Genomic DNA, 15,914 nt, shown 5'->3' on the forward strand with positions numbered 1-15,914 from the left:
GGTGGCGGTGTCGGTGGGGAGGGTGTCGGTGTCGGTGGGTGGGGGGTTGGTGCGGTGGCCGATGAGGGTGTCGTAGGGGACGACGACGTGGATCTGTGCCTCGGGGAGCCCGTTGAGGACCTTGGTCAGTTGGGCGGACTGCTCGATGGTGATCAGGTCGGGGTCCTCGGGCAGGGTCAGGGTGTCCAGGGTGCCGTGCATCAGCAGGGCGATGCCGACCTTGGAGCGCAGCTCGCGGATCAGCTCGGGGGCGCCAGCGGCCCGTGCTGACTTGGCGGCCTGCCCGATGCGGTCGGCGATCGCGGCGGCCTGCAGGGACGTGCAGCCGATGCTGATCTCGGCGGTGCCGTCGGCGTCCGCCCGTACTCGTAGGTCCTGGTTGGCCCGGGCCCGGTCGGCGGCCGCCTGCTTGGCGTCCTCGTCGGCGGCGGTGTATTTGGCGACCTCCCGGTCCAGGGCCCGGTTGAACTTCCCGGTCCGCCATGGCTCGCCGGTGAAGTCACCGTCGGAGTCCAGCCGGTCGGTGACGCTGGCTGCGGGGTCCTGGCCGAACAGGCCGTTGGCGATGGCGGCGGTGTCCTCGTGGGGCAGGGGCCCGGCGGCCCGGTAGAACCGGCGGGCCGTGGCCCAGGAGGACTCCCCGGTCTCCAGGGAGGACAGGACCGGTGCCAGCGTGGTGGTCGGGGAGGTGGCCAACCCGACCAGGTCCTTGATCTCCGAGGCATACCAGCCCAGGGCCGCTTCCAGCTCGTGCCGGGTCTGGGACTTGGCCGCCCTGGTCCACTTCTGCGCCTGCGCGGAGGTCAGCTCCTCGGGGTCGCTGACGCCCTTCTGGCCCAGCAGCAGTTGGGCCCGGCCCGCGGTCAGGTCCCGCACCGCCCTGACCAGGACCCCGTCGAGCTGCCGGGACACCGTGGTCACCGACTCCACCACACCCAGCAGCTCCTGGGACCGAGCCAGCACCGCAGCCTGGCTGCCGGCGTCGCTGGACTGGCTGCCGGCGTCGCTGGACTGGTCCGGGGTGGCCAACGTCGCGCAGGCCAGGGTCACCTGCGTCAACGGACCGGCCAGGTCACCGACCCCGAGGGCGGCCATCGCTGCCTGCAACGCCTCGACCTTCTCGGTGTGCTCATCACCCAGCTCGACGACAACCACCGGGACGGTCGCCTCGGGGTGGTGCACCCGCATCCGCACCGGCGCCGGCGGCATCACCCCGGTCCGCTCGTAGGACGCTGCGCGGGAGGCGACCTGAGCCTTCAGCTCGGCGAGCACGTCGGCGGGCACCAATTCTTCCAACCGGGTCTCCCACGCACTGGACGCCTGGACCGTCGGTCCGCAGGGCGATGAAGAAGGCGACCCTGGTGCCTGTGTCTGGGCCGACTTCGCCTGCGGTGCCATCCCTACCCCTCCTCCCCGAGTCCCCGTTGACGACAACTTCCCTGATGCCAACCAACCTAGCACACATGTTCGACAAGCCGTCCGGTTTATCCACACCCGGCGTGTCGGTCCCACCCCGGCCACAGACCGCGGTGACGGGCATGATTGCCTGGCTGACGACATACTCCCAGCAGCCACCGACAGTGCATGGGGACATGGCCCGGAGGACTGTGGACACCGCGCTCAGCGTGACGAGATCACGTGGGGCCGGCCGGGGAGTTGGGATGCTGCTCGGACGAGAGGGGGAGTGGGAGGAGTGCCTCAGCGCAGGAGCAGACCGGTCCACGAGGCCAGCAGGATTGCCAGGACGACGAACGGCATCCGTGGCTTCCACGAGGTCGGGTAGAGCACGCCCGTGAAGTAGTGGTCGATATAGCCGGTCTCGGACAGGCGAGGCCATCCGCCGCGGACGCGAGCCCGGTTCTCCCAGTCGGTCAGCGGGCACGGCAGGTCGCGCAGCTGCCCGGCGACGGCCCAGACGACGGCCGGCAGGTGCAGCCACAGCACCCAGGGCTGCCACCAGGCGATGAAGCCACCGAACACCACGAGCAGCGAGAAGGCGAGGTGCAGGATGGTCGTGCCGACGGCCAGGACGCGGTGCGGCAGTGATGCGGCACGGTTGAGCGTCGGGCTGTCGGTCACGGTCCCAAGAATAGTTGGGGAACGGTCCGGATCGTTGGGGATTGGGCCACGTCGCTGAGGGGACCGACATCGCGCTCAACGAGCGTGGGAGGAGTCCCAGACCTCGTGATGTGCGGGGTGGGTTCGGTCCGGGGCGGCCGTTCCCGCATGATGGTCCCCGTGATCATGTCGATCCCCAGCCCCAGCATCAGCGAGTTCACCCTCGGGCCGCTGACCATCCACATCTATGCGCTGTGCCTCATGGCGGGCATGATCGTCGCCTGGTGGTTGGGCCGCAAGCGGTGGATCGCGCGCGGCGGCCTGGGGGAGACCTTTGAGTCGATCGCCATCGTGGCCATCCCGTCGGGCATCATCGGCGCCCGGATCTACCACGTGGCCACGCACTGGGAGGACTACTTCGGCGAGGGCCGCGACCCGATCAGCGCGCTCTACATCTGGGAGGGCGGGATCGCGATCTTCGGCGCGGTCATCGGTGGTGCGCTCGGGGCGGCCTACGTCGCCTGGCGACGCGGCGCGAGGCTCTCCGTCTTCGCCGATTCCCTGGCCCCCGGGCTGATCTTTGCCCAGGCGGTTGGCAGGTTGGGCAACTGGTTCAACCAGGAGCTCTTCGGCGGGCCGGACGACGGCCCGCTCGGAGTGGAGATCGACCCAGAGCACAGACCCCCGGAGTACCGAGATGTCGAGACCTTCCAGCCGACCTTCCTCTACGAGCTCACCTGGAACGTGGCGGGAGGCTTCCTGCTGCTGTGGCTCGACCGGAAGTTCAAGTTCGGGTGGGGCAAGCTGATCGCCCTCTACATGGTTGTCTACGGCACGGGACGGTTCTTCATCGAGGGCATCCGGACCGACTTCAGCTATATGGTCGGGCCGTTCCGGACCAACCAGGTGACCGCCCTGGTCTTCATCATCGTCGGTCTGGTCCTGTTCGCCGTTCTGCAGTCGCTGTTCAAGGGCAGGGAGCCCTGGGTCGAGCGGGCCGGGGTCGGTGGACCCGACTACGTCGCGGACGAGGACGACAGCGGCACGGCTGAGAGCGAGGACGAGGACGACAGCGGCACGGCTGAGAGCGAGGACGAGGACGACAGCGGCACGGCGGAGAGCGTGGACGAGGACGACAACGGCACGGCGCAGGACGTGGACGACAACAATACGGCGGAGAGCGCGGACGCCACCGGGTCAGACTCGGCTGACGGGCGCAGCGCGGAGCCCAAGGCGCCGTAGCTCCAGGGCGGCCAATGCGGAGACCTGTTCCTGGTCACCGCTGCGCCACCCACCCAAGGGGTCCTCACCGACCTTGGCCAACCGGGCCGGCTTCTGGGTCACCAGGGCGCGGAGTGCCAGGAGCTCCGCGCTGCCGGGGGCGTCTCGGAACGCGGCCATGGCAGCAGACCGTCGCGCGGAGGCCACCCGGACCAGCAGGTAGACCCCCAAGACGAGGACGATCGGCACGCCAGCGGTGAGCAGACCCACCAGCGTCGCCACCCGATGAACGGCCGACTCCAGGCTGTCCCCGGCGGAGACCAGGGCACCGCCGGCGTTGGCCACCCCGGTGAACGGAGCCTCCAGCCGATCACCCACCAAGGGCGTGTCACCGATGTTGCCTGCGATCTCGGTCATCCGGTCCTGCACCCCGGACCCCGCGGAGCGCAGCGAGTCGGCGGGACGGCTGAGCGCGTTCACCAGCCCGAAGCCCCACCGGCCGACGAGCACCCAGAGGATCACCCAGCCGAGGACGATCAGGTCGGCGATGATCTGACGGGTGCGTCGGGACCGGGTTTCGGCATACCACTGCATGAGAATGACGGTATGTCCCCAGCCCCCGCCGCCCCAGCACCGGACCGCCTGAGTCGCGCGGTGCGCGGCTGGCTGGACCACCTGCGGGTGGAACGGGGCGCCTCGGTGCACACCCTGAAGGCCTACGAGCGCGACCTGGGGCGGTATCTGAGCTTCCTGCGCGGGCGGGGCATCACCGCACCGGAGGGTGTGTCCGAGCAGGCGGTCACCGACTTCCTGGCGCACCTGCGGACCGGGCACGGGGAGCGCAAGCCGCTGGCCCCCTCCTCGGCGGCCCGGGCGCTGGTCGCGGTGAGGGGCTTCCACAAGTTCCTCGCCGCCGAGGGTGACGTGCCGAACGACCCCGCGCAGGTGGTGGCGCCCCCTACGCCGGCCCGTCGGCTGCCCAAGGCGATCAGCATCGGGGAGGTCGAGCGGTTGCTCGACGCTGCCGCAGTGGGGGACACCCCGGCGAGCCTCCGCGACCGGGCGCTGCTCGAGGTGCTCTACGGCTCGGGAGCGAGGGTCAGCGAGGCCATCGGTCTGGACGTCGACGACATCGACCTGGGGGACGGGGCAGCAGGGCAGTATGACGAGGGCACGCCAGGTGCGGTCGTGCGCCTCTTCGGCAAGGGCAACAAGGAGCGGATCGTCCCCCTGGGCCGGTACGCGACGGCGGCGCTGGATGCGTGGTTGGTGAGGGGCAGGCCCACGTTCGCAGCCAAGGGGAAGGGCACCGCGGCCGTCTTCCTCAACCAGCGGGGTGGGCGACTGTCGCGGCAGAGCGCGTGGAACGTCATACAGCAGGCCGCAGAGCGGGCCGATCTGTCGGGTCACGTGAGCCCGCACACGCTCAGGCACTCCTTCGCCACCCATCTGCTGGACGGGGGAGCGGACGTGCGGGTCGTGCAGGAGCTCCTCGGGCACGCCTCGGTGACGACCACCCAGATCTACACGCTCGTCACGGCCCAGCACCTGCGCGAGGTCTATGCCCAGGCCCATCCCCGCGCGCGATGACACGACACCGTTGGTCAGCGGCAGCGACTCCCGTTAAGGTCGGAGCGATCGGCGGGACGCCGACCACGGACCCAGAGGGCGGAGTGAGCGTGACATCCGAGGCGACGAGGCAGGACGCGACGGCGGCCAGCGCGGCCCACGACCGGCTGCCCGGCACCGAGACCGCCGGGAGCGGGCAGCTGGGCCCGACCGGCCGCGTGATGCCGGACTTCCCCACGCCGCCGCCCCTGGACCGGCACGGGCCGGCCCGGGTGATCGCCATGTGCAACCAGAAGGGCGGGGTCGGCAAGACCACCACCACCATCAACCTGGGCGCCTCCCTGGCGGAGTACGGCCGCAAGGTGCTGCTGGTGGACTTCGACCCGCAGGGCGCACTGTCTGTGGGTCTGGGGATCCCGACCCACCAGCTGGACACCACGGTCTACAACCTGCTCGTCGAGCGGGGCCACGACGTCCGGGACGTCATCCAGTCCACCCGGGTCGAGGGCCTCGACGTGCTCCCCGCCAACATCGACCTGTCCGCGGCCGAGGTGCAGCTGGTCGGTGAGGTGGCCCGCGAGCAGATCCTGGCCAGGGTGTTGCGCCCGGTCCTCGACGACTATGACGTGGTCCTCATCGACTGCCAGCCCTCCCTGGGTCTGCTCACGGTCAACGCCCTGACCGCCGCGCACGGGGTCGTGGTGCCGCTGGAGTGCGAGTTCTTCGCCATGCGTGGTGTCGCGCTGCTCATCGAGACCATCGACAAGATCACCGACCGGCTCAATCCTGCCCTGACCCTGGACGGGATCCTGGCGACGATGTATGACGGACGCACCCTGCACTCCAAGGAGGTCGTGCGCAGCGTCGTGGACCACTTCGAGGACAAGGTCTTTCACACGGTGATCAGCCGCACCATCAAGTTCCCGGACGCCACGCTGGCGGCCGAGCCGATCACCTCCTACGCCAGCACGCACAGCGGTGCCGAGGCCTACCGCCAGCTGGCGCGGGAGCTCATCTCGCGCGGTGGCGCGCCCTGACCTTGGAGACCACTCTGGCGGAGCCCGGGAGCGGGGCCGAGGACACCGCCACCGCCACAAGCGGGCCCGAGGACACCGCCACCGTCATGAGCGGGCCTGAGGACACCGCCACCGTCACCCCCGGGGGTGTGCTCACCCGCCGCGGTCCGACGCCCTTCGAGGTGCACCTGGACGTCTTCCAGGGGCCCTTCGAGCTCCTGCTCGGCCTCATCGCCAAGCACAAGCTCGACGTCACCGAGATCGCGCTGGCCAAGATCACCGACGAGTTCGTGGCGCACATCCGGGCCGCGCAGCAGGCCGACAACGAGTGGGACCTCTCGCAGGCCTCGGAGTTCCTGCTCATCGCCGCGACCCTGCTCGACCTGAAGGCCGCCCGCCTGCTCCCGAACCGGCGCGAGGATGACGACGAGGACCTGGAGCTCATCGAGGCCAGGGACCTGCTCTTCGCCCGGCTGCTGCAGTATCGCGCGTTCAAGGAGGTGGCCGCGGCCTTCTCCGCGCGGATGGACACCGTCGGCCGCATCTTCCCGCGTGACGTGGCGCTGGAGGACGAGTTCACCAAGCTGCTGCCCGAGCTGGTCATGAACATCACACCCGAGCAGCTCGCGATGTTCGCGGCCCGGGCGATGACCCCCAAACCCCCGCCCACCGTCGGCCTCACGCACCTGCACGCCCCCCAAGTCTCCGTGCGGGAGCAGGCGGCCATCGTGGTCGACCGGCTCCGCCACCGCGGCACCACGAGCTTCCGGGACCTGGTGGCCGACGCCGACACCACCCTGGTGGTCGTGGCGCGGTTCCTCGCCCTCCTCGAGCTCTTCCGTGAGTCACTGCTCTCACTGGAGCAGGAGGATGCGCTGGGCGAGCTGACGGTGCGGTGGACCGGGAGCGCCACCGGCGCGGTCGAGGTCAGTGACGAGTTCGACGAGGGCGACGAGGACGACGCGCCGGAGTCCGACACCCAGGAGGTGCCCGATGAGTGAGCCCCACAACGAACCCCAGGATGAACGGCAGGACGAGACCCACGACGGTCCGGAGGACGAGTCGACCCCGGTGGAGGACGGGCCGGCCGAGCAGGTCGCCTTCGACATCAACGACTTCCCCGGTGGTGCCCGGTCGGCGATCGAGGCCGTCCTGATGGTGATCGATGAACCGGTCGAGGAAACCGTCCTCGCCTCGGCGCTGGAGCTGCCGGTGGAGGACGTCACCACGATCCTGGAGGAGCTGGCGGAGGAGTATGCCGTCAGCGAGCGTGGGTTCATGCTGCGCAGGTTGGGCGGTCGTTGGCGGATCTACACCAAGCCGGCCTATGCACCCGTCGTCGAGAAGTTCCTCATGGGCGGTCAGCAGGCGCGACTCACGCAGGCTTCCCTGGAGACCCTGGCGGTGATCGCCTACCGGCAGCCGATCTCGCGCTCCCGGGTCAGTGCGGTGCGCGGTGTCAACGTGGACGGTGTGGTCCGGACCCTGATCTCACGCGGCCTCATCCACGAGGTCGTGGTCGACGGCGAGCCCGGTGCTGCCGCGCTCTACGGCACGACGGACCTGTTCCTGCAGCGGATGGGGCTGGACAGCCTGGACGACCTGCCCGAGCTGGCGCCCTACCTGCCACCGGTGGACATCATCGAGGAACTCGCAGCGGAAGGACACGCATGAACCCGCCCCAGCAACGAGGAGGCTCCGGAGGGCAGAGGGGCGGCGGTTCCGGCGGTGGCCGGAGCGGCGGCCAGGGTGGCCAGGGTGGCCGTGGAAGTGGCCGTAGCGGTTCCGGCGCAAACCGGAGTGGTGGCCAGGGCGGTTGGGGTGGCCAGGATCGGGGCGGTCGTCCGGGCAGCGGCGGCAAGCGCCGCCACAAGGCCCGAGGTGCCGGCCGAGCGGTCGGGCCGGACGCGGGTCCCAGCCGCAAGATCGCCCCGACGCGCCGCGCGACGCCACCACCGGTCGACGACTCCGGCGCTGACGTCCACACCCCTGACGGCGTCCGCCTGCAGAAGCTGCTGGCCTCTGCGGGCATCGGCAGTCGCCGCGCCTGCGAGTTGCTCATCAGCCAGGGACGGGTCGAGGTCGACGGTCACGTCGTCACCGAGCTCGGAGTGCGGGTCGACCCGGTGGCCCAGACCATCCACGTCGACGGCACCCGCGTGGTGCTGGATGACAGCCGGGTCTACCTCGCGTTCAACAAGCCGCTCGGGGTGGTCTCCACGATGAGCGACGAGCTGGGGCGGCCCTCCATCGCCGACTACCTCCCGCCGCGCAACGAGCGGCTGTTCCACGTGGGGCGGCTGGACGCCGACACCGAGGGGCTGCTCCTGCTCACCAACGACGGCGAGCTCTCGCACCGGCTGCAGCACCCGGCGTACGAGGTGCCCAAGACCTATATCGCCCGCGTCCCGGGCCCGGTGCCCCGCGAGCTCGGCAAGACCCTGCGGGCCGGGGTGGAGCTGGAGGACGGCGTCGTCGCGGTCGACTCGTTCAAACTGATCGACTCGGCACCCGGCAAGGCGATCGTCGAGCTGGTCCTGCACGAGGGGAAGAAGCACGTGGTCCGCCGGCTGCTGGCGGAGGTCGGCCACCCGGTCGAGGCACTCTCGCGGGTGCAGGTCGGCCCGATCCTGCTCGGCCAGCTGCGGTCCGGACGCACTCGGGCACTGACGGCCGAGGAGGTCGGTGCGCTCTACCGTGCTGCGGGCCTGTAGGGCTCCAGGTCCGGTGGTCCCGAGCGGTTAGGCTTGCCCGGTGCCTGAGAATCCCATCACCATCGCCATCGACGGGCCCAGTGGATCAGGCAAGTCGAGCGTGTCCAAGCAGGTCGCCCGCCGACTGGGGCTGTCGTACCTCGACACGGGGGCGATGTACCGCGCGCTGACCTGGTGGTGCCTGCAGCAGGGGATCGACCTCACCGACAGCCAGGAGGTCGCCGAGCAGGCGCGAACCTTCCCGCTCGAGATCGGCACGGACCCCGACGCGCCCACCGTGCACGTGGGTGGCACCGACGTGGCCGCGGCGATCCGCGAGACCGCCGTGAGCGAGCAGGTCTCGCACATCGCCACCAACCTCGAGGTGCGTGCCACGATGCGTGACCAGCAGCGCCAGCTCATTGCCGACGCCCGCCACGCCGGGTCCGGCATCGTCGTCGAGGGCCGGGACATCACCACGGTCATCGCGCCCGACGCCGAGCACCGGTTCCTGATCACCGCCTCCGAGGAGGCCCGGCTGGCCCGCCGCGCGAGGGAGCTGTTCTCCAGCGACGACGTGCAAGCCATCGAGGCCACGCACGACCAGATCGTCCGCAGGGACGCCGCCGACTCGACCGTCTCGGCGTTCTTCGAGCCGGCCCCCGGAGTGGTGGGAATCGACACCTCAGACCTGACGTTCGAACAGTCAGTGGCAGCAGTGCTCGACGCCGTGCACGCCGCACCTGCCCACCCACCTGTCCACACCCCTGACGACGGAGGCACCCGATGACCACCCAGACCGACCCGCAGAGCAAGCTCGCGGCATACTCCCACCCTGAGCGGTTGGTGAGCACGCAGTGGCTGGCCGAGCACCTGGGTGCGGACAACCTCGTGGTGCTGGAGTCCAACGAGGACGTGCTCCTCTATGACACCGGGCACATCCCCGGCGCGCTCAAGCTCGACTGGCACCTGGACCTCAACGACCAGCTGACCCGCGACTACGTCGACGGCGAGCAGTTCGCGCGGGTGATGGGGGAGCGCGGCATCGGCCGGGACACGACCGTCGTCCTCTACGGCGACAAGAGCAACTGGTGGGCCACCTACGCCCTGTGGGTGATGTCCCTGTTCGGCCACGAGGACGTCCGCATCCTCGACGGTGGCCGCGCCGCCTGGATCGCCGAGGGCCGCGAGCTGACCACCGACGTGCCGCAGGTGAGCCCGGTCGACTACCCCGTCGTCGAGCGTGACGACCGCACCATCCGCGCCTTCAAGCAGGACGTGCTCGAGCACCTGGGCCGGCCGATGGTCGACGTGCGGTCGCCCGGCGAGTTCTCCGGTGAGCTCCTGGCGATCCCGGACTACCCGCAGGAGGGCGCGATGCGGGGCGGGCACATCCCCGGCGCGAAGTCGGTGCCGTGGGGCAGGGCGGCCAACGAGGACGGCACCTTCAAGTCCCGCGAGGAGCTCGAGGAGATCTACCTCGGCGAGCAGGGTCTGGAGCCCTCCGACGACGTCGTCGCCTACTGCCGGATCGGCGAGCGGTCCAGCCACACCTGGTTCGTCCTGACGCATCTGCTCGGCTTCGAGCGGGTCCGCAACTACGACGGGTCGTGGACCGAGTGGGGCAACGCGGTCGGCGTGCCGGTGGAGCGCTGATGGCGGCACAGTTCTCCGCGTCCACCCGTACCGACGACCTGCCCGCGGCGATGGCCGAGCTGGCGGGGGAGTTCCACGCGCTGGAGCAGAAGGACCGCCTCCAGCTGCTCCTCGAGCTCGCCGGCGACCTCCCCGACCTGCCCGAGCAGTATGCCGGTCGGCTGGATGAGATGGAACGTGTCGACGAGTGCCAGTCGCCTGTGTTCCTGGCTGTCGAGGTCGAGGATGACCCGTCCCGGACGGCGCACATCTTCCTGTCGGCGCCGCCCGAGGCGCCCACCACGCGCGGCTTCGCGGGCATCCTGCACGAGAGCCTCGACGGGTTGCCGGCCGAGGAGATCCTGGCCGTCCCGGACGAGGCCCCCTACCGGTTCGGGCTGGCCGAGGCCGTGTCGCCGCTGCGGATGCGCGGGATGGTCGGCATGCTGGGGCGTATCAAGCGTCAGGTGCGGGCCCGCACCACCCTTGACGAGAGGCAGTGACCGTGTCCGAGATCACCGGTGAGGCCAACCCCTCCCTCGAGGAGGCGCTGCGCGCCGGTCTCGACGAGTTCGACCTGAGCGAGGAGGACCTCGCGCTCGTCGAGGGCCGTCGCCGCCAGGCCGAGGAGGACCTCGAGGCCGAGACCCGGCCGGTCGTCGCCGTCGTGGGACGTCCGAACGTCGGCAAGTCGACGCTCGTCAACCGGATCCTGGGTCGCCGGGAGGCGGTCGTCGAGGACGTCCCTGGTGTGACCCGGGACCGGGTCGCCTACGACGCCGAGTGGTCCGGCCGCCGCTTCACCCTGGTCGACACCGGCGGCTGGGAGGTGGACGCCAGCGGCATCCACCTGCGGGTCGCCGAGCAGGCCGAGGTGGCGGTCGAGCTGTGTGACGTCGTGATGTTCGTCGTCGATGCGACGGTCGGCGCGACGGACACCGACGAGAGCGTGGTGCGGCTGCTGCGCCGCTCCGGCAAGCCCGTGGTGCTCGTGGCGAACAAGGTCGACGACCAGCGGGTCGAGATGGAGGCGGCAGCGCTGTGGTCGCTGGGTTTGGGCCAGCCGTGGCCGGTCTCGGCGCTGCACGGCCGCGGCAGTGGTGACGTGCTGGACGCGGTGCTGGAGCACCTGCCGGAGAGGTCGGCGGTCTCCGGGGCCTATCCGCGGGGAGGCCCCCGGCGCGTCGCACTGCTCGGGAGACCCAACGTCGGCAAGTCCTCGCTGCTCAACAAGCTGGCCGGCGAGGACCGCGCGGTCGTCGACAACATGGCGGGCACCACCCGCGACCCGGTGGATGAGCTGATCGAGCTCGACGGCAAGCAGTGGCGCTTCGTGGACACCGCCGGGATCCGCCGGCGCGTGCACCAGACCCGCGGCGCAGACTTCTACGCCTCGCTGCGCACGCAGACCGCGCTGGAGAAGGCCGAGGTCGCGATGGTGCTGCTCGACGCCTCCGACAAGATCGCCGAGCAGGACATCCGGGTCATCCAACAGGTCATCGACGCGGGCCGGGCCCTGGTCATCGCCTACAACAAGTGGGACGAGGTCGACGAGGAGCGCCAGCACTTCCTGGAGCGGGAGATCGAGCGCGACCTCGTGCAGATCACCTGGGCGCCCCGCGTGAACATCTCCGCGCTGACCGGCCGGCACACCAACCGTCTGGTGCCGGCCCTGGAGAAGGCCCTGGCCTCCTGGGACAACCGGATCTCCACGTCCAAGCTCAACGCCTTCCTCGGCGAGATCGTCGCCGCGCACCCGCACCCGGTGCGTGGCGGCAAGCAACCACGGATCCTGTTCGCCACCCAGGCGGACACCCGTCCACCTCGCTTTGTGGTCTTTGCCAGCGGTTTCATCGAGCACGGCTACCGGCGCTTCCTGGAGCGCCGTCTGCGCGAGGAGTTCGGGTTCGAGGGCACCCCGATCGAGATCTCGGTGCGGGTGCGGGAGAAGCGCCGGCGCTGACCGCGGCTCCGTAGCGGTGGGTACCGAGCGGGTCCGGCACGTGTGCGACGTCCGACACGATCCCCGGATTCTTCGCGCAGAGCAGGGATGGGATAAAGTTCAGGTCGCTCACGAGCACCTCGGGCTGTGGCGCAGTTTGGTAGCGCACTGCACTGGGGGTGCAGGGGTCGCAGGTTCAAATCCTGTCAGCCCGACCACGAGATGCCACGAGCGTCCGCCGCAGCCGGATCCACACCCGTGGGTCCGGCTGTCGCGGTCCTACCGGGCGCCCAGGTCAGCGGGAGCCAGCCGCGTCCATGGCCGCCTTGATCTCCGCGACATCGATGCGGGACTGTTTGAGCATCGCCTCCATCGCGGCCTTGGCGCGCTCCGGGACCGGGTCGGCGAACAGGTCGTCCATCTCGGCTGGGTAGATCTGCCAGGACAACCCGAACTTGTCCTTCAGCCACCCGCACGGGCCGAATTCACCGCCGTCGCCGAGGGCCTCCCAGTAGGTGTCTGACTCCTCCTGCGAGTCGCAGGGAAGGACGATGGAGATCGCCTCGTTGAAGGTGAACTGCGGGCCTCCGTTCAGCGCCTGGTAGGGCTGGCCGTTCAGCTCGAAGTCCACCGTCATGACGCTACCCACGGGGTTCGGCCCGGGGGTCTCCACCACGTAGGGCGTGACCTTGGTGATGCGGGAGTTGGGGACGACGGAGGTGTAGAAGGTGGCGGCCTCCTCGCCCTGGGTGTCGAACCACAGGCACGTGACGATCTGACGCATGATGTTCGCCTCTCTGGGGCAGGGCACCCGGATGGCGCCGCTCTTGTACAGACCCCGGCCTGTCGGCATACTCATCGGTCCGGGTGGCGGCCCGGTCGGTGCCGGATCTGGGACCACGGGACCGTAGGCTGTTCCCCGTGAGCAGCGCGCAGGGTGACGGGGGTCGCCGCGGGGGTGTGTGGAATGTGCCCAACGTGCTCTCCATGCTGCGCCTGGCCGGGGTGCCGATCTTCCTCTGGGCCATCCTGACCCACCACGACCTGCTGGCGCTTTTGGTGCTGATGGGGTCAGGGGTCACCGACTACCTCGACGGCAAGATCGCCCGCCACTACGGCCTGATCACCAAGCTCGGGCAGTACCTCGACCCGATCGCCGACCGGCTCTACATCGCCTCCACCCTGTTCGGCCTCGCCTGGCGGGAGATCATCCCGTGGTGGCTGGTCCTGGCGCTGCTGGCCCGGGACGCGTTCATCCTGGCGATGTATCCCACCGTGCGTGCCTACAAGCTGCCCGTGCCGCCCGTCCACTACATCGGGAAGGCAGCGACCTTCAACCTGCTGTATGCCTTCCCGCTGCTGCTCCTGGGCCAGTTCTCAGGTTGGCTGGGGGCGGTCGCACTGCCGGTCGGGTGGGCTTTTGCCTGGTGGGGGACGGGCCTGTACTGGCTCGGGGCGATCCTGTATGCCTGGCAGGTGGGCGTTATGGTGTCTCGACGACGGCGACAGTGGCAGGCGGTGCAGGCGTGAAGTTCCTACGCAGCCGGACCTCCGACGACCCCGAGCGCGACCCGGCAGCGTCCATGGCCCTGCTGCAGGAGGTGATGGACCCGCCCCTGGATCCCGGCTACACCTCGTGGTCCGACGCCCGCGAGAAGGCTGGGCTCCCGCGGAGCACAGGCGGACGTACGGTGCTGATGCTGGTCGCCGCCATCATCTTCGGTTTCCTGCTCTCCGTCGCGGCCCAGACCCTGCGGACCCCAGACCCGGTCGCCGCCGCGACCCGCCAGCAGCTCCAGGAACGCATCGAGATGGCCTCACAGGTCGGCGATGACCGCGCGGCCCAGATCGAGATCCTCCGCGCCGAGATCGCCGACCTCCAGAAGGCCGTGGCCCAACCGCGGACGGGGCAGGACCAGCGCCTGTCGGCGGCGCAGCGGGCAGGGGCCACCGCGGTGATGGGCGAGGGTGTCGTGCTGACTCTGAACGACCCACCGCTGACGGCAGACAGCGAGGACGGCGAGCGGGTGCTCGCGCGGGACCTGCAGGTGATCGTCAACGGGCTGTGGGCCAACGGCGCCGAGGCGATCTCCATCAACGAACAACGGCTGACCGCCACGTCCACGATCCGCTTCGCCGGCGAGGCGATCGTCGTCGACCTCCGTGCCCTCGCCCGCCCCTACGAGGTGCGTGTGATCGGTCCGCAGGACCAGTTGCTGGACGAGTTGAGCACCGGGGCCACGGGTGACTATCTCGGCGAGCTCCGGTCGCAGTTCCGGATCAGCGTGGAGGTTGCCCCGGACGACGAGGTCACCGTGCCGGCCGGCTCCCGCCTCAGCACCCGGGTCGCGCGGGTCCACGACGCCACATCAACCACGGAGGACTCGTCATGATCCCCCTCATCGGACTCGCCGCCGGCGTCATCCTGGGCCTCGTCCTCTCGCCCACGGTGCCACTGTGGCTGGAGCCCTACCTGCCGATCGCCGTGATCGCGGCACTCGATGCCGTGTTCGGCGGCATCCGGGCCGCCCTGGACGGTGCGTTCAACGACAAGGTGTTCGTGGTCTCCGTGCTCTCGAACGTCCTGGTCGCCGCGCTGATCGTCCTGCTCGGCAACCAGCTGGGCGTCGGGAGCCAGCTCTCGACCGGCGTGGTCGTGGTCCTGGGGCTGCGCATCTTCTCCAACGTCGCCGCCATCCGGCGGCACCTCATGGGGGCCTAGCCGTGGCCCCATCCCGCAGGAAGCGCAGGATCGCCAGTCGACCTGCCGGACCCCCAACGACAGCCGAGCAGCAGCCGGCGGAGGACCGGCTCCTGGCGGAGCAGGAGCCCGCACTGGCCGCCGAGGACCCGGGTGCGCCCGATGTGGAGCCCGCACTGGCCGCCGAGGACCCGGGTGCGGCCGAGCAGGAGCCCGCACTGGCCACCGAGGACCCGATGGAGGCGGAGCAGCAGGAGCCAGCGGCGACCGCCGAGAACCGTTTGGCGGAGCGACCGGAGGCCGAGCCCGGTGCCGGTGCCGGTGCCACCACGATGCCGGTCTCGACCCGGCACGCCTGGAGGCGACTGGGACGGCTCATCAAGCCGCGCATCAGCACCGGCAACCTCGTGGTGGCGCTCCTGACCATCGTCGTCGGGTTCGCCCTCGTGGCCCAGGTGCAGGCCGCGCAGGACGTTGGTCTGGAGGAGTTGCGTGAGACCGATCTGGTGGCGCTCCTGGACGACGTGAGCGCTCGTGCCGAGAGCCTGGAGGACGAGATCCGGTTGCTGGAGGCCGACCGCGAGGCGCTCCAGCAGGGCACCGGTGCCGAGGCTGCCGCTGCCGCGGAGGCGCGCCTGACCAGCCACCAGATCCTGGCCGGCACCGTCCCGGTCGAGGGGCCCGGGATCACGATGACGGTTTCGGCACCCGAGGGTGGTTTCACGCCCACGATGATGATCGACCTGCTGCAGGAACTGCGCAACGCCGGGGCCGAGGCGATCCAGATCGGTCCGGTCCGGGTCGTGGCCAGCAGCTGGATCGGCATCTCCGACGGCGTGCTGACCGTGGACGGGCAACTGGTGGCCGACCCGTTCCGCATCGTCGCGATCGGCGATCCGCACACCCTGTCCGGTGCGATGGCCATCCCGGGCGGCTTCACCGACAGCGTTCGCGGCATCAACGGGAACGTGCAGGTTGTCGAGGGTGAGCTCCTGGTCATCGATGCGTTGCACCAGGCCGAAGAGCCTCAGTACGCTCGGCCCGTGCCGTCAGAGTAGGGTCGGCGGCAACCGATCGTT

The 15,914-nt window shown here is 70.1% G+C and carries 18 protein-coding genes and 1 tRNA gene; 15 read left to right on the top strand and 4 right to left on the bottom strand.

What is annotated here, in order from left to right:
- A partial coding sequence (locus tag MWU75_RS13405) for a hypothetical protein (RefSeq protein WP_247091584.1) occupies positions 1-1,284 on the bottom strand: 1,284 nt, incomplete at its 3' end.
- Positions 1,285-1,698: 414 nt separating this feature from the next.
- A complete protein-coding gene (locus tag MWU75_RS13410) occupies positions 1,699-2,079 on the bottom strand; it encodes a DUF2784 domain-containing protein (protein ID WP_247091586.1) in 381 nt (126 codons plus the stop codon).
- A gap of 165 nt (positions 2,080-2,244) precedes the next feature.
- On the opposite strand from MWU75_RS13410, the gene lgt reads away from it, so the two are divergent.
- The gene (gene lgt / locus MWU75_RS13415) at positions 2,245-3,300 is read left to right on the top strand and encodes a prolipoprotein diacylglyceryl transferase (RefSeq protein ID WP_247091885.1); all 1,056 of its coding nucleotides are present in this window, start codon (positions 2,245-2,247) and stop codon (positions 3,298-3,300) included.
- Here lgt and MWU75_RS13420 read toward each other — a convergent pair.
- The gene (locus tag MWU75_RS13420) at positions 3,256-3,873 is read right to left on the bottom strand and encodes a hypothetical protein (RefSeq protein WP_247091588.1); all 618 of its coding nucleotides are present in this window, start codon (positions 3,871-3,873) and stop codon (positions 3,256-3,258) included. The genes lgt and MWU75_RS13420 overlap by 45 nt on opposite strands.
- Positions 3,874-3,885: 12 nt before the next feature.
- Here MWU75_RS13420 and xerD point away from each other — a divergent pair, with 12 nt between their 5' ends.
- From xerD to MWU75_RS13470, 10 genes are all read left to right on the top strand, one after another.
- Positions 3,886-4,869, top strand: coding sequence for a site-specific tyrosine recombinase XerD (xerD, locus tag MWU75_RS13425; protein ID WP_247091590.1), 984 nt, complete (start codon positions 3,886-3,888; stop codon positions 4,867-4,869).
- A 200-nt stretch (positions 4,870-5,069) separates the two neighbouring features.
- Positions 5,070-5,885, top strand: coding sequence for an AAA family ATPase (locus tag MWU75_RS13430; protein WP_247091887.1), 816 nt, complete (start codon positions 5,070-5,072; stop codon positions 5,883-5,885).
- Positions 5,886-5,971: 86 nt separating this feature from the next.
- A complete protein-coding gene (locus MWU75_RS13435) occupies positions 5,972-6,865 on the top strand; it encodes a ScpA family protein (RefSeq protein WP_247091592.1) in 894 nt (297 codons plus the stop codon).
- Positions 6,858-7,538, top strand: a complete 681-nt coding sequence (gene scpB / locus MWU75_RS13440; RefSeq protein WP_247091601.1) for an SMC-Scp complex subunit ScpB — start codon at positions 6,858-6,860, stop codon at positions 7,536-7,538. Before MWU75_RS13435 ends, scpB begins: the two co-directional genes overlap by 8 nt.
- Positions 7,535-8,578: a pseudouridine synthase gene (locus MWU75_RS13445; RefSeq protein WP_247091604.1), complete on the top strand. Its 1,044-nt coding sequence runs from the start codon at positions 7,535-7,537 to the stop codon at positions 8,576-8,578. Before scpB ends, MWU75_RS13445 begins: the two co-directional genes overlap by 4 nt.
- A 40-nt stretch (positions 8,579-8,618) precedes the next feature.
- Complete coding sequence (gene cmk / locus MWU75_RS13450; protein WP_247091607.1) at positions 8,619-9,347, top strand: (d)CMP kinase; 729 nt, start codon at positions 8,619-8,621, stop codon at positions 9,345-9,347.
- Positions 9,344-10,213 carry a sulfurtransferase gene (locus MWU75_RS13455; protein WP_247091610.1) on the top strand — a complete coding sequence of 290 codons (870 nt, stop codon included), beginning with the start codon at positions 9,344-9,346 and terminating at the stop codon, positions 10,211-10,213. Before cmk ends, MWU75_RS13455 begins: the two co-directional genes overlap by 4 nt.
- Entirely contained in the window at positions 10,213-10,695 is a 483-nt protein-coding gene (locus tag MWU75_RS13460) for a SufE family protein (RefSeq protein ID WP_247091612.1), read from the top strand. The genes MWU75_RS13455 and MWU75_RS13460 overlap by 1 nt, the downstream gene beginning before the upstream one ends.
- Positions 10,696-10,697: 2 nt before the next feature.
- Positions 10,698-12,155: a ribosome biogenesis GTPase Der gene (der, locus tag MWU75_RS13465; RefSeq protein WP_348647769.1), complete on the top strand. Its 1,458-nt coding sequence runs from the start codon at positions 10,698-10,700 to the stop codon at positions 12,153-12,155.
- 120 nt (positions 12,156-12,275) lie between these two features.
- Positions 12,276-12,352 (top strand) — tRNA-Pro (locus tag MWU75_RS13470).
- Between the two features lie 77 nt (positions 12,353-12,429).
- Here the strand turns inward: MWU75_RS13470 and MWU75_RS13475 are convergent.
- Complete coding sequence (locus tag MWU75_RS13475) at positions 12,430-12,918, bottom strand: VOC family protein (protein WP_247091617.1); 489 nt, start codon at positions 12,916-12,918, stop codon at positions 12,430-12,432.
- A gap of 137 nt (positions 12,919-13,055) precedes the next feature.
- On the opposite strand from MWU75_RS13475, the gene MWU75_RS13480 reads away from it, so the two are divergent.
- Genes MWU75_RS13480 through MWU75_RS13495 form a run of 4 tightly spaced genes read left to right on the top strand, consistent with a single transcriptional unit; the run spans position 13,056 to position 15,893 of the window.
- Positions 13,056-13,664, top strand: coding sequence for a CDP-alcohol phosphatidyltransferase family protein (locus MWU75_RS13480; protein ID WP_247091620.1), 609 nt, complete (start codon positions 13,056-13,058; stop codon positions 13,662-13,664).
- Complete coding sequence (locus MWU75_RS13485) at positions 13,661-14,527, top strand: DUF881 domain-containing protein (RefSeq protein WP_247091623.1); 867 nt, start codon at positions 13,661-13,663, stop codon at positions 14,525-14,527. Before MWU75_RS13480 ends, MWU75_RS13485 begins: the two co-directional genes overlap by 4 nt.
- The gene (locus MWU75_RS13490; protein WP_247091626.1) at positions 14,524-14,856 is read left to right on the top strand and encodes a small basic family protein; all 333 of its coding nucleotides are present in this window, start codon (positions 14,524-14,526) and stop codon (positions 14,854-14,856) included. The genes MWU75_RS13485 and MWU75_RS13490 overlap by 4 nt, the downstream gene beginning before the upstream one ends.
- Positions 14,857-14,858: 2 nt before the next feature.
- Positions 14,859-15,893 carry a DUF881 domain-containing protein gene (locus MWU75_RS13495; RefSeq protein WP_247091628.1) on the top strand — a complete coding sequence of 345 codons (1,035 nt, stop codon included), beginning with the start codon at positions 14,859-14,861 and terminating at the stop codon, positions 15,891-15,893.
- The last annotated feature ends 21 nt before the right edge of the window (positions 15,894-15,914 follow it).

It is taken from the genome of Ornithinimicrobium sp. F0845 (assembly GCF_023015765.1).
Classification (GTDB): domain Bacteria; phylum Actinomycetota; class Actinomycetes; order Actinomycetales; family Dermatophilaceae; genus Ornithinicoccus.

Excerpts from the sequence above, each read along its gene's own strand:
- lgt (WP_247091885.1), top strand. The coding sequence starts at position 2,245 with ATGTCGATCCCCAGCCCCAGCATCAGCGAGTTCACCCTCGGGCCGCTG.
- MWU75_RS13420 (WP_247091588.1), bottom strand. The coding sequence starts at position 3,873 with ATGCAGTGGTATGCCGAAACCCGGTCCCGACGCACCCGTCAGATCATC.
- xerD (WP_247091590.1), top strand. The coding sequence starts at position 3,886 with ATGTCCCCAGCCCCCGCCGCCCCAGCACCGGACCGCCTGAGTCGCGCG.
- MWU75_RS13430 (WP_247091887.1), top strand. The coding sequence starts at position 5,070 with ATGCCGGACTTCCCCACGCCGCCGCCCCTGGACCGGCACGGGCCGGCC.
- MWU75_RS13435 (WP_247091592.1), top strand. The coding sequence starts at position 5,972 with ATGAGCGGGCCTGAGGACACCGCCACCGTCACCCCCGGGGGTGTGCTC.
- scpB (WP_247091601.1), top strand. The coding sequence starts at position 6,858 with ATGAGTGAGCCCCACAACGAACCCCAGGATGAACGGCAGGACGAGACC.
- MWU75_RS13445 (WP_247091604.1), top strand. The coding sequence starts at position 7,535 with ATGAACCCGCCCCAGCAACGAGGAGGCTCCGGAGGGCAGAGGGGCGGC.
- MWU75_RS13455 (WP_247091610.1), top strand. The coding sequence starts at position 9,344 with ATGACCACCCAGACCGACCCGCAGAGCAAGCTCGCGGCATACTCCCAC.
- MWU75_RS13460 (WP_247091612.1), top strand. The coding sequence starts at position 10,213 with ATGGCGGCACAGTTCTCCGCGTCCACCCGTACCGACGACCTGCCCGCG.
- MWU75_RS13475 (WP_247091617.1), bottom strand. The coding sequence starts at position 12,918 with ATGCGTCAGATCGTCACGTGCCTGTGGTTCGACACCCAGGGCGAGGAG.
- MWU75_RS13490 (WP_247091626.1), top strand. The coding sequence starts at position 14,524 with ATGATCCCCCTCATCGGACTCGCCGCCGGCGTCATCCTGGGCCTCGTC.